The following is a 12387-nucleotide window of genomic DNA, read 5'->3' on the forward strand; positions in this document are numbered from 1 at the left end:
GGGTTAACATAACTTAACATAGTTCAGGTAAAATATTTGCAAATACTTAATAGTCAATAATTTATAATTAACCATGGTTAACACTAAACTGAGCGCGCAGTTTGGGCGCATACAAATACTTGTGCCTGTTATTGGCCGATACAAGTCGCTTCGGTAGGTGGATCATTTAACCAGGATCAGCCAATAAAAACAATTCTTGTTTGATGCTTATATCGCTCATTGCATTAGCTATTTAGATGCGTTTGCCCGTCCCGGCCGGCAAGAAGCCTGGCTACGCCACTAAAGATTTGCTATTTTACTCCAGTCAACAACACCCACTTTTACTGCCCATTGACCATACTCGTCCTTAAGCTGATTGACTAACGCAGGAAACTTATCTGCTAAATTGTTTATTTCAGATCTATCTGCATTAAGGTTATATAACTCCCAGGGCTGTCCCGATTCGGCAACCAGTTTCCATTTGCCTTTCCTTATGGCCCGGCTGCCTTCATGCTCCCAAAACAGTGTTTTATTACCGGTGTAAGGTTTGCGTTTAAATGCGTCAACCAAACTAACACCAGCCAGCGGTGTAAGCTGCCTGTTTTTAAATTGAGTTGGATATTTTACACCTGCCAGATCAAGACAAGTGGGCATCAGATCTATCAGGTGACCGGGACTATCATTGGTGCTACCTGCTTTGATGTGCCCCGGATACCACGCTATGAGTGGTGTTGCTATGCCGCCCTCATGCGTATTGCGTTTAAACAATTTAAACGGTGTATTACTTACATTGGCCCAGGGTATCTCGTAACTATCTATAGAATTTACCGAGCCCGGCACGCCGGATTTTTGAATGACTGTAGATAAACTTTTTACTTCATCGGCACTGCCGCCATTGTCGGATGCAAAAAGGATGATGGTATTCTTATCTTTTCCAAGTTGCTTTAATTTAGTTATAATTTCGCCTATACAGGCATCCATCCTGTAAACCATGGCCGCGTAGATGGCCATGCGGGTGTCCCATTTATCTTTTTCTTCAGGAGATAGTGAATCCCAGGCCGGTGCACGCTTATCGCGGGCAGATAATTGCCATTGCTTTTTGATGATATCTGCAGCAAGCTGTTTTTCGTAGCGTTGTTTTCGCAACACGTCCCAGCCTTTAAGGTATTGGCCCTTATATTTTGCAATATCCTGTGGCAAGGCCTGGATAGGCCAGTGCGGGGCATTGTAGGCCACATACATAAAGAAAGGTTTTTGCTGCGCTTTGATCTCGTCTAAAGATTTGACGGCAAAATCTGTAATGGCCTGCGTTAGATATTTTGAAGTATCGTTCCGGGTTACTTCTTTATCATTAAGCATAAAAGTGATCTTGCTGCCATCATTATACAGCGGTGCCGAATTAAAGTAGCTGCTGCCATTGTTCAACATCGTAAACGATCTGTCGAACCCACGATTATACGCCAGTGCCGATTGCTGTAAACCTACATGCCATTTTCCCGATACTATGGTATTATAACCAGCTTCATCTTTTAGCAACTCGGCAATGGTGGCGCTGTTTTCATTTAAAAATCCCTGGTATGCGGGCGAGCCCTTATATTTTATCATATCGCCAACGCCTGCCTGGTGCGGGTACAAACCAGTTAACAGCGCCGCGCGCGAGGGGCAACACCGGCCTGCATTATAAAACTGGGTCATTTTAAGGCCTTCATGCGCCAGTCGGTCAATATTGGGCGTGCTGATTTCTGACCCAAAACAGCCTATATCAGAAAAGCCCATATCGTCGGCCAGGATGATGACGATATTGGGCTTTTGTTTAGGGGCCTGCCCAAATGCAGGCCCCATATACAATATAGGGAGAAGTAAGCAACAGATTCGTTTTAGCATAGCTTTGCTTTATTTACCATTGGCGGCCAGCCCAGTTTTTACCTGTTCGACGACGGTCTCAATTTGAGTAGTTGACGAAAAGCCCTGCTTTTTCCAAACTTCCCTGCCGTTTTTATACAGTACCAGTGTTGGCAGCACGTTTACTTTTAACTCTTTGGCAAGTGCGGTATTGTCATAAACTTCAATACTGATCACCTTTGGTGTAAAGGCGGAATTGGCTTTCAATGAATCGAGCACAGGCACCAGTTTTTTGCAGGCGCCACAATACCTCGATCCAAAATCGACCAACACCAATGGCGATGAAGCGGCCAATTCGGTAAACTGGGCACTTGAAAGCGACACGCCTTTTTTTGTTGTTGAAATAATGGGATAACCCGAGCCAATCCAGTTGGCCAAACCGCCGGGAAGCTCTTCTACATCTTTAAAGCCTTTGGCCCGCAATTCGCGCGATAACACCGCGCTACGACCATTGGCTATCGAATAAACAAACGTTGGTTTATTCTTATCCAGCCCATCAAGTTTTTGCTGATAGTCGGCAGCTTTGGCATCAACATTTGTAGCCCCTTTAATGTGGTTTTGCGCAAACTCCTCGGCAGCGCGGGCATCAAGTATCTGCGGGTCTTTAGCCTGTTTTAATTTAGCCGCAAAGGCCTCCAGCGATAACAAGGCAGGCGCTTGCGCTTTTACCTCGCCGGTAAAAATTACCAGCAGGGCCAGTAAAATAGTTTTTAAGTTTTTCATGATGTTAATTTTTAAATACTATCATTTTAATTGTTGTTCTCAAGGTGATGGATCTTTTTGTTGTTAATATCATCCCTATCGATAAATGGATACACGTGGTTCTTTTTAGCTTCGGCGTCAAATAAATCCTTAAGCTCCTTTAGCTTCTCAGGGTATTTTTTAGCCAGGTCAACACGTTCGTTAAAATCTTCGTTCAGGTTATACAGTTTCCAAACGTCTTTATCATAATTACGCTCGGGGATTGTTTTCTCCTTCGGAAAGTTTATCAGGTCTACGTTATCCGGGCGGTGCGCTGCCTCGGCCTTCCAGCCATCTTTATAGATAGACCTCGAAGTAAAAATGTAATAGTACTGTTGGGTATGCAACGATTTTGCCTGGGCATTATTAAACGAACTGAACAGCGATTTACCTTGCAGCGTATCCTGTTTAATACCTTTGATATAGCCGGGAAGTTTTAAACCGGCAGCTTCGATGGTTGTAGGGAAAATATCCGAAACGTGGCCATATTGCGTGCGGATGCCGCCTTTTTCGGTGATCCCCTTTGGATAATAAACAATCAACGGGTTATGGGTACCACCCTCGGCATCAGCATCCGATTTCCAGTATTTAAACGGCGTGTTAGCCGCCTGTGCCCAACCTAAAGGGTAGTTGGTTGAAGCTTCGGGCGTGCCGATGGTTTCGTAATCGCTCTCGTTCTTTTTAATATAATCAGCCTCAAGCGTAGTAAGGGCGGAGTTTTTAGGGTTGATAACACCGTGAACGGTTCCTTCCTTGCTTGCACCGTTATCCCCTATCATCACAAAAACCAAGGTATTATCAAACTGGTCCGATGCTTTCAGGTAGCTGATAACCCGGCCCACCTGGTTGTCGATATAGGTAAGGTAGCCGGCATAAACTTCCATAAAACGGGCATACAGTTTCTTTTGATCGGCAGGCAAGCTATTCCAGGCCTGGATACGTTCATTGCGTTCGGGCAGTTTGGCATAAGCGGGAATGTAGCCTGCTTTTTTCTGGTTGTCAAAAACCCGTTGGCGGTATACATCCCAACCCTCATCAAATTTGCCTTTGTAAAGGTCGCTCCATTCATGGCTTACCTGGTGCGGTGCATGTGTGGCGCCAGGGGCGTAATACAAAAAGAAAGGCTGATCGGGTGCTGCTTTATGCGCAGCATCGATATAAGCGATGGCTTTGTCGGTGATCTGCTCGTTCAGGTTACGGCCATCTGGTTTAATGTGGAAGTTATCCTCCACCAAATGCGGCGGGTTATATTGGTCGGTTGCCGATTCCAGGAAACCGAAGTGATGGTCAAAACCTTTACCAGTAGGCCAGCGGTCAAATGGGCCAACAGCCGTGGTATCCTCATCGGGTGTTACCCCCCATTTGCCCACCGCGAAAGTACTGTACCCGTTGGCGCGAAGCGCTTCGGCAATGGTGCCTTTGTCCGCCGGTATACGGCCATCATAACCGGGAAAACCGGCCGCAGTTGAGGCATGGGCAAAATTACCCATGTGCACGTAATGATGGTTACGCCCGGTAAGTAATGACGAGCGTGTTGGCGCGCAGATACCAGCCGTATGGAAGTTGGTATAACGCAATCCGTTGTTAGCCAACGTATCAAAGTTAGGTGTGCTGATAAGCCCGCCGAAAGTACCGGATGCGCCAAAGCCTACGTCATCCAACAGTATCCAAACAATATTGGGGGCACCTTTGGGCGCTTTGAGTGGTTTGTTCCACCACTCTTTTGATTCGGCAAGTGTTTTTCCTTCCACGCCTTTGTAAGTGGAGAGGTCAATAGGCGCTATGTTTTGCGGCGTTACCGGCACCTGTGGCAACTGCGCAAAAGCAGGCGCACTAAACGCAACGGCTATGGCCGATAGGGCAATAATTCGATGATAGGCGTATTTCATAATCGTACTATTTAGTTTTACTTTTTATAGTTTTTGTGGATGCGCTGGTGGTAAACATCGTACCAGTCGATAAACGGATACAGGTTGTTCTTTTTAGCCTGCTGGTCAAAAACCGCTTTAAGCTCTTTTAGCTTTTCAGGGTATTTTTTTGCCAGGTCAATACGCTCATTAAAATCCTGGTTAAGGTTGTATAGTTCCCATACATCTTCGTCAAAGCTTTTATCGGGCACGTTCTGGCCCACTTTAAAATCGCCCAGCTCTACATTGTCCGGGTGATGCGCCGCCTCTGCTTTCCAGCCATCGCTGTAAACCGAGCGTGAGCCAAAAATGTAGTAATGCTGCAAAACATGTCGTGCTGGCGCTTCAGGATGATCGAAGGAGTATACCAGCGATGTGCCCTGTATGGTGTCCTGCTTAATACCCCTGATATACTCCGGTAGTTTAATACCTGTAAACTCCAGCGTGGTAGGCAGCACATCAATTACATGGCCATATTGGGTACGGATAGTCCCTTTATCTTTAATACCCTTTGGATAATACACAATAAGCGGATTGCGTGTTCCGCCTTCTGAATTGGCATCCTGTTTCCAGTATTTAAATGGTGTATTAGCGGCCTGTGCCCAGCCCAGCGGGTAATTGGTAGTTGCCTGCGGCGTGCCTATATCGGTAATATCTTCAATGTTGGTTTTTAGGTAGGTATCTTCGGCTACCAGTTTTGGCGAATTCTTTTTTGGGTTGATAACACCGTGAACCGTACCCTCCTTACTGGCCCCGTTATCGCCAATGATTACAAATACCAATGTATTATCCAGCTGGCCGCTTTGTTTTAAATGACTGATAAGCCTGCCAACTTCATGATCGGTATAGGTTAAATATCCGGCGTAAACTTCCATGAAACGGGCATAAAGCTTTTTCTCTGCCGCTGGTAATGAGTTCCAGGCCGGGATACGTGGGTTGCGCTCGGGCAGTTTGGCATAGGCGGGAATAATGCCCAGTTGTTTTTGCCGGGCTATAACTTTTTCCCTGAAATCATCCCAGCCGCTGTCAAACTGGCCCTTGTAGAGGTCGCTCCACTCGGTGGCTACCTGGTGCGGCGAGTGGGTAGCTCCCGGCGCGTAGTATAAAAAGAATGGCTTATCGGGCGCTGCTTTATGCTGGCGGGTTAAGTAAAATATGGCCTTATCGGTTATCTGTTCGTTAAGGTGGCGGCCATCCGGTGTTGCATGGGCGTTGTCCTCAACCAAATCCGGCTTGTACTGATCGGTAGCCGATCCTAAAAATCCGAAGAAATGATCAAAACCTTTGCCTGTAGGCCAGCGATCAAACGGGCCCGCATCGGTAGCATCCTCATCAGGTGTAAGCCCGTATTTGCCTACAGCAAAAGTATTGTAGCCATTCTCGCGCAATATTTCGGCAATGGTTCCCTTGTCAGATGGAATACGACCATCATAACCGGGGAAACCGGCTGACATGGTTATGTGCGAAAAACCGCCCTCATGAACATAGTGGTGATTACGCCCGGTAAGCAGCGCCGAACGTGTTGGCGCGCAAATACCGGCCGTATGAAAGTTGGTATAACGCAGCCCATTACTGGCCAGCGTATCAAAATTGGGGGTTTTAATAATGCCGCCAAAAGTGCTTGATGCACCAAAGCCAACATCATCTAAAATTATCCATAATACGTTTGGCGCACCGGCGGGTGCTTTATGAGGCTCGGGCCACCACTCCTTTGAATCATCAAGCGTTTTACCCACTACGCCGCCATAAGGCTGATTATTTTGGGCCTTTGCACTTTGCAGCCCTATTAAACCAATGGCCATTATAACAGGCCATATCTTTTTATGGTAACCGGTTTCGGAATTTCCCGGCAGTTTTTTATTCAACTTGTTTAATATCTTCATGATATGTGTATGTTATGGTTTAAATTGAGCCTGTTGAACAGGAAAGCCAGCCTTTGTTAAGCTATCAATGGCGCCAATATTGTAGCCCAAACTATACCCCAGCGTTGCCAGCGAATCTGCAGCTCTGCCGCTGCGGTTACCAGAATGGCAATACAGGTATATGTGCTTGGTTTTGTCTAACTTTTTTACCTGATCGGCAAAATCAGCACCTTTGATATTGATATTGGCCGCATACTTTAAATGCTCCTTGTTATATTCATCCGGGGTGCGTACATCTACCAGGTAGGCTTTACCCTGCTCTACCTCGGCAAGCAGTTTTTTACTTACTTCGGGTGTTACTATAATTTTAGCCGATTTTTTTTGTACATAAGTTTGAGCCTGTATGCCTGTAACCGCCAGGAGCAGCAGGATAATGATGTTTAGTTTTTTCATAGTATTAATTTAATCCTGATATTATTCGGCATAGCTGGAGCGGAATTTTACGCCCCAGCGGCCGTTTTCTTTAGTTAATATGTACAATGATTCATAATGCCCTATCAGGCTGCCATCGGCCCGGAAGCGAGAAAACCGGGTATCCACATGCACTTTATCTGCCGATGCCTGCACAATGTTGCGGTGGTCCCACTGGCTATGGTCCCACCCCGCCTTCTGCAGCTCGCCAAAAACTTTGGCCGAGTCGCGCAAGCCGGCGTTCTCTAACACCGACATTTTTCCGCCGGCCAGCCGGTAATGCGGAAACTGGTAGGTGGCCTCCCAGCCCTTCAAATCTTTGGCATTAAAGGTGGCCATATACTCGTCGAGCACCTGCAACACGGCAGCGCTTACTCTTGGGTCGATGCCATGCGAGCCGCTTTCTATAGGGGCCGCCTGGGCAAATACCCCGCCGGCAAAGCCTGTCAGCATCAAAAGGATAACAATTACTTTTTTCATCGCTATGGTTTTATTGCCAGCCAGGGTTTTGGGTGAGTTTGCCGTTGCTATTATCTATTTCCTGCTGCGGTATCGGGAACAGGTAAAATTTACCTGCCGCGCCCTTAGTTACATTGGTTTTGCCAACCTTAAGCAAACTTGCTTCAAGTATGCCCTTGCCCGATGCATCCCTTTCCCTGATCAAATCAAACCAGCGCTGGTACTCAAAAACAAATTCCAGTCTTCGTTCTAAATAAACCGCATTGCGGAAAGATGCCTGGTCGAGCCCCGAAAGGTCATCAAGGCCGGCACGTTTCCTTACCCGGTTAACAGATGCATAAGCTTTAGCAGTTGGCCCGTTCAGTTCATTCTCTGCTTCGGCGTGGATCAACAGCACATCCGAAAAACGAATAATTGGCACATTAGCGCCCGATTCGGCTTCGTTGGCAGCAACGCCCGGGTCAAAGTATTTATTAAAGAAGGGGATGGAATCGTTTGCGATAGTAGCATCATTCAGCTTACCATAGTACAGGTTGGTTGTGGGGCTTTGAAAACGTGTTACAAAGCTTACCCGCTTGCGTTTATCATTGGCCGGATATAGTTTATAGATACTAAAAAACTTATCTACACCATTCGGTTTGGTGGCATCGGGTACTGAGTAAAACACCACCTGGTCGGCATAGCTGCCTACCATGCCGGGTATGCCGTTCAGCACCGACCGCGGCGCCTGGTTATTGCCCTGTCCCTGCGAATTTGATTTAAACTGGGCCGAAAAAATGTGTTCTTTACCATTTTCAGTTGCCGGTAAAAACACATCGGCATAATTGGTAAATAAATCGTACCCGTACGGGCCGCTTATCACGGCTTCGGCCTGGGTTACGGCTTTATCCCATTTACGCTCGGTGAGGTAAACTTTGGCCAGTAATGAATAGGCCGCACCGGCAGTGGCCCTGCCAACGTCGGCACCGGTATAGTTATTTGGCAAATCGGTTGCAGCAGCGGCTAAATCGGTTTCTATCTGGGTGTAAACCGTAGCGGCCGCCGTTCTGGGCACCTGCAGATCGGACAAGTTGATAGAAGTCTGATCGTGAAGTACCAAAGGCACATCGCCATACAAGCGCACCAGGTTAAAATAATACAAAGCCCTTAAAAACTTAGCTTCGGCAACAAGCCTTTTGTTCAGCGTAGCATCAAATTTGATATCGGGGATGGTATCAATAGCGATGTTGGCTTTTTTAATAGCCGCATAATGCTGTTGCCATATCTGCAAAATACGCAGGCCCGATGCCGAATGCCCGAGCACGGCCTGTGAACGCACATCGGCATTTGTAGCGCCAGGACCGGGTCCTTCGTCATCACCCATAAAATCCATCCCTGTATTAAAAAGGGTGTTGTATGGTGTTTGAACACTGTTTGCGCCTGCATTTAACAACGAGTAAGCAGCTGTAACTGCCGCCACGGCATCGGCCTGGGTTTTATAAAACTGGCTTGCCGGTATAAATGATCGCGGATCCTCATTGAGTTTGGCGCAGGATGCAGCGCCAAGAGCGATCAGTAAGATCAGGTATTTAATATTTTTAGTTTTCATGTTTTAAAAATCAAAAGTTAACCGCTACAGGGTGATCCCTATACCTACAATAAACGACTTGTTGTTAGGATACGCCCCATTATCGACACCCGAGGTAATGGCCGACTGCTCATTACTGCTCACTTCCGGGTCGTACCCGGTATACTTGGTCCAGGTAGCCAGGTTCTGCGCGTTTGCATAGATCCTGATCTTCTTGATTGGCGAGGTGGAAAGTACCGATTGCGGAAAAGTATAGCCTATACTAAGGCTTTTAAGACGCAGGTACGAGCCATTCTCTACAAACCTGTCGGATATGGTTGGCGCCGGATCCTGGAAAGCGCTGTGAACATCGGTATTGGTGTTTGTGGGCGTCCAACGGTTAAGTAAAGTGGTGGTGGCGTTGGTGTAGCCTGTACCCAGTTCCAATACATTACGTTGTTGGTTATAGATTTTGTTACCGTAGGAACCTTGCAGGAATACGCTTAAGTCGATGCCTTTATAAGAAAAAGTGTTGGTAATACCCCCTGTAAATTTAGGTTGGGCGTTACCAAGAATTACCCTATCGGCTACTTGTGTAATTTTACCATCGCCATTGATATCCTTATAATTTTGCCCGCCGGGCGATGTATTGGCCGCGGGTGTAAGCACCGTACCGCCTGCCTGGATTAAGCCATTGGTTTTGTAACCGATAAATGAACCAATGGGCTCACCAACTTTAAGGATAGAAGGCAGGGAAGAATCCGGAATGAACTGGGTAACACCGTTACCGCCAAGGCTTAATACTTTGTTCCGGTTAACGGCGAATACGAGGTTGGTATTCCATACAAAACCACCGGTGAGGTTATGCGAGTTGATGCCGATCTCGAAACCTTTATTTTGCACCGAGCCCACATTTTCATATTGTTGTGGATTGGTGATGGCCGTATTGGTAATAATGGTAAGGCCGCTTGTTGCAGGCAAGGGCAGGTAAAGCAGCAGGTTGGTTGTTTTTTTGTAATATACATCTGCCGTTATACTAATGCGGTCTTTAAATAAACCCAGGTCGAAACCAAGATCATACTGAGCGGTTTTTTCCCAGGTTAGGTTGGGGTTGTACAAACTGTTTGGTGCAAAACCCGCAACAGTGGTATTGCCAAAGTTATAGCGGTAATAACCTAATTGCGAGTATGACTGGTATGCCGGGATATCGCTGTTACCAGTTTGGCCGGCGCTCAGGCGCAGCTTTAGCTGGCTAATAGCGGTTACGTTTCTAAGGAAATCTTCGCTCGAGGCATTCCAGGCCACCGCTGCCGATGGGAAGGACGCCCACTGGTGCCCCGGTGCAAATTTTGATGAACCATCGGCACGCAAAGTAAGCGTTAGCAGGTATTTGCTGTTAAAACCATAATTTACCCTGCCCAGGTATGATTTCAGCGCCCAGGTATTTGACGATGTAGACGGAGCTATGGCGAAGCCGCTTCCTGATATAGAGGTAATACTGCCCGAACCAAGGTTGTTATAAGTATCATAATCGCTAACAAAGCCCGATGCGCCATTGATAGAGCCTTCGGCTTTAAATTGTTGCTGCGTAAAACCGGCCAGTACGTTTAGCGAGTGCTTACCGAATTTTTTATTGTAGGTAAGCGTATTTTCGTTAAGCCAGTTAAAGGAGTTCAGCGTACCTACTTCACCAAGGCCAGAGTAACCAGATCCCTCGTATACCGATGCAGGCAGGTAACGGTTTTGTTTATTGTCGATGATATCGATACCTGCTAATACCCTTGCAGTAAGATTTTCGGTAATCCTATAATCGCCGGCTATATTGCCCAAAATACGGCTTGTGGTAGTGGTGTTAATTTGGTTATACAGTGTATTGATAGGGTTACCGTAGGTGCCTTCAAATATATTTTTGATAAAGAACGATCCATCGGCATTATAAATGGGCGTAGTAGGCGTCATCAACAAAATAGCCGGTACTACACCTGCGGGCGCTATCTGGGCTGTGGTGCGGCTGCCGGTTATAAACGACGATATTTTGAACTTATCATTATAATCGTGCTCAACATTTACGCGGCCCGCAAAACGCGCAAAGTTGGTATTTTGCAATATACCGTCCTGTTTAAAATAGTTGCCGGAAAAAGCCACCCGTGTTCTTTCGGTACCCGAAAATATTGACAGGCTGTGGTTTTGCGTGTTACCTTTGCGGAAAGCCGCGTCCTGCCAGTCGGTATTGGCATTATAAGGGTTTAATTGAGCTTCCGTTTGTGTTGCCTTGCCGCTGTTTGTCAAAGCATCGTTTCGCAGTGCTTCCCATTGTGTTGTATTCAACAACGGTATGGTTTTAATTACTTGCTGCCTGCCGTAACTGCCATCATAATTAATGGATGATACACCGGCCTTACCTTTTTTTGTTGTGATGATAATAACACCATTGGCACCCCGTGTACCATAAATGGCCGTAGCCGAAGCATCCTTTAAAACCTCGATGCTTTCGATGTCAGAGGTGTTAATAGATGCCAACGGGTTGATTTTAGGGCCATTGGTTACCCCCGCATCCGTTAACGAGTTACTGTTTGACGTTGGAAAACCATCTATTACATACAAAGGTTCGGCAACGGCATTTATGGAGTTAACACCACGCACCTGCACGGTTACGCCGGCACCGGGTTGCCCGGTAGCTTGTGTAACCTGGATGCCCGAAACGGCACCCTGCAAAGCCCTATCGAGCGAGGGAACGGGTTGCTTTAAAGCCAGGGCCGGTACCGAGGCAACCGAACCGGTGATATCCTTACGCTTTTGCGATCCGTAACCTACTACCACAACCTGGTTTAACTGGTTTTGGGCATCTTTCAGTTGTATTTCTACAGGGCTGCCATCGGCAATAAACTCTTGTTTTTCGTAACCGGTAAAAGTAATAATGAGTTTGTAAGGGAATTTTTGCCCGGTTACGAAGCTGAATTTACCTTCAATATCGGTTGCTACCGCGTGTGTGGTACCCTCGATGCGTACTACTGCACCGGGCAGCGGTTCTTTGGTAGCACCATCAATAACGCGGCCAACCAGCCTTGAGTTTATTATTGGCTCCGTTTGCTGCGCGAAGGTTACCAACGGGGCCACAATTAGTACTAAGAGGGCGATTATTAAAGTTTTTTTCATGTCGACAGGTTTTTAAGAGATGAAAAACCGGACGACTGGGTGACCGCGTAAAACGAGGTGTATGAGTGCTGTTGACGAAAAATGTGGTCAACTACTTGCAGCATAAAAGATGCCGCGGGCCGGGAAAAAGGCAACGCATAGCCTTTCCCAGCTTTCGCAATATTTTGCATAAATTTGGATAGTTAAAATGACACAATTGAAACAGGCTCAACGCCAATCGATCCCTGTTTCGTTGTTTTAATGACTGGGGAAAGGCTTTGCTTTTCCCCTTTTTGTAGTAAGTAATAGTTCTATTTTTTCATGTTCCTTTCTCATTATGCCCGTTAAACAGGCAGATTATTTATTTAAGGGGTATTATTTTTCT

The 12387-nt window shown here is 46.6% G+C and carries 8 protein-coding genes; all 8 read right to left on the bottom strand.

The genetic code is table 11. The annotated features are described in order from the left end of the window. Positions 1–279: 279 nt before the first annotated feature. The 8 genes from FSB76_RS10870 to FSB76_RS10905 are packed head-to-tail and all read right to left on the bottom strand — an operon-like array spanning position 280 to position 12023. A complete protein-coding gene (locus FSB76_RS10870; RefSeq protein ID WP_225976480.1) occupies positions 280–1821 on the bottom strand; it encodes an arylsulfatase in 1542 nt (513 codons plus the stop codon). Positions 1822–1872: 51 nt separating this feature from the next. Beyond that, positions 1873–2604 (bottom strand): thioredoxin domain-containing protein, encoded by a 732-nt coding sequence (locus FSB76_RS10875; protein WP_147053599.1) that lies wholly within the window; start codon positions 2602–2604, stop codon positions 1873–1875. 26 nt (positions 2605–2630) lie between these two features. Next, positions 2631–4511, bottom strand: coding sequence for an arylsulfatase (locus FSB76_RS10880; protein WP_147053600.1), 1881 nt, complete (start codon positions 4509–4511; stop codon positions 2631–2633). A gap of 17 nt (positions 4512–4528) precedes the next feature. Continuing rightward, positions 4529–6412 (bottom strand): arylsulfatase, encoded by a 1884-nt coding sequence (locus tag FSB76_RS10885; RefSeq protein WP_147053601.1) that lies wholly within the window; start codon positions 6410–6412, stop codon positions 4529–4531. Positions 6413–6424: 12 nt separating this feature from the next. Beyond that, positions 6425–6844: a rhodanese-like domain-containing protein gene (locus FSB76_RS10890; protein ID WP_147053602.1), complete on the bottom strand. Its 420-nt coding sequence runs from the start codon at positions 6842–6844 to the stop codon at positions 6425–6427. Between the two features lie 21 nt (positions 6845–6865). Then, positions 6866–7342, bottom strand: a complete 477-nt coding sequence (locus FSB76_RS10895; RefSeq protein ID WP_147053603.1) for a hypothetical protein — start codon at positions 7340–7342, stop codon at positions 6866–6868. Positions 7343–7352: 10 nt separating this feature from the next. Next, complete coding sequence (locus tag FSB76_RS10900; RefSeq protein ID WP_147053604.1) at positions 7353–8909, bottom strand: RagB/SusD family nutrient uptake outer membrane protein; 1557 nt, start codon at positions 8907–8909, stop codon at positions 7353–7355. A 24-nt stretch (positions 8910–8933) separates the two neighbouring features. Next, complete coding sequence (locus FSB76_RS10905; RefSeq protein WP_147053605.1) at positions 8934–12023, bottom strand: SusC/RagA family TonB-linked outer membrane protein; 3090 nt, start codon at positions 12021–12023, stop codon at positions 8934–8936. Positions 12024–12387: the final 364 nt, after the last annotated feature.

Origin of the sequence: Mucilaginibacter ginsenosidivorax (assembly GCF_007971525.1) — a bacterium.
GTDB lineage: Bacteria > Bacteroidota > Bacteroidia > Sphingobacteriales > Sphingobacteriaceae > Mucilaginibacter > Mucilaginibacter ginsenosidivorax.

Bases quoted from the DNA above. Each gene is read 5' to 3' on its own strand.
- FSB76_RS10870 (WP_225976480.1), bottom strand. From the start codon at position 1,821: ATGGGGCCTGCATTTGGGCAGGCCCCTAAACAAAAGCCCAATATCGTC.
- FSB76_RS10875 (WP_147053599.1), bottom strand. From the start codon at position 2,604: ATGAAAAACTTAAAAACTATTTTACTGGCCCTGCTGGTAATTTTTACC.
- FSB76_RS10880 (WP_147053600.1), bottom strand. From the start codon at position 4,511: ATGAAATACGCCTATCATCGAATTATTGCCCTATCGGCCATAGCCGTT.
- FSB76_RS10885 (WP_147053601.1), bottom strand. From the start codon at position 6,412: ATGAAGATATTAAACAAGTTGAATAAAAAACTGCCGGGAAATTCCGAA.
- FSB76_RS10890 (WP_147053602.1), bottom strand. From the start codon at position 6,844: ATGAAAAAACTAAACATCATTATCCTGCTGCTCCTGGCGGTTACAGGC.
- FSB76_RS10895 (WP_147053603.1), bottom strand. From the start codon at position 7,342: ATGAAAAAAGTAATTGTTATCCTTTTGATGCTGACAGGCTTTGCCGGC.
- FSB76_RS10900 (WP_147053604.1), bottom strand. From the start codon at position 8,909: ATGAAAACTAAAAATATTAAATACCTGATCTTACTGATCGCTCTTGGC.
- FSB76_RS10905 (WP_147053605.1), bottom strand. From the start codon at position 12,023: ATGAAAAAAACTTTAATAATCGCCCTCTTAGTACTAATTGTGGCCCCG.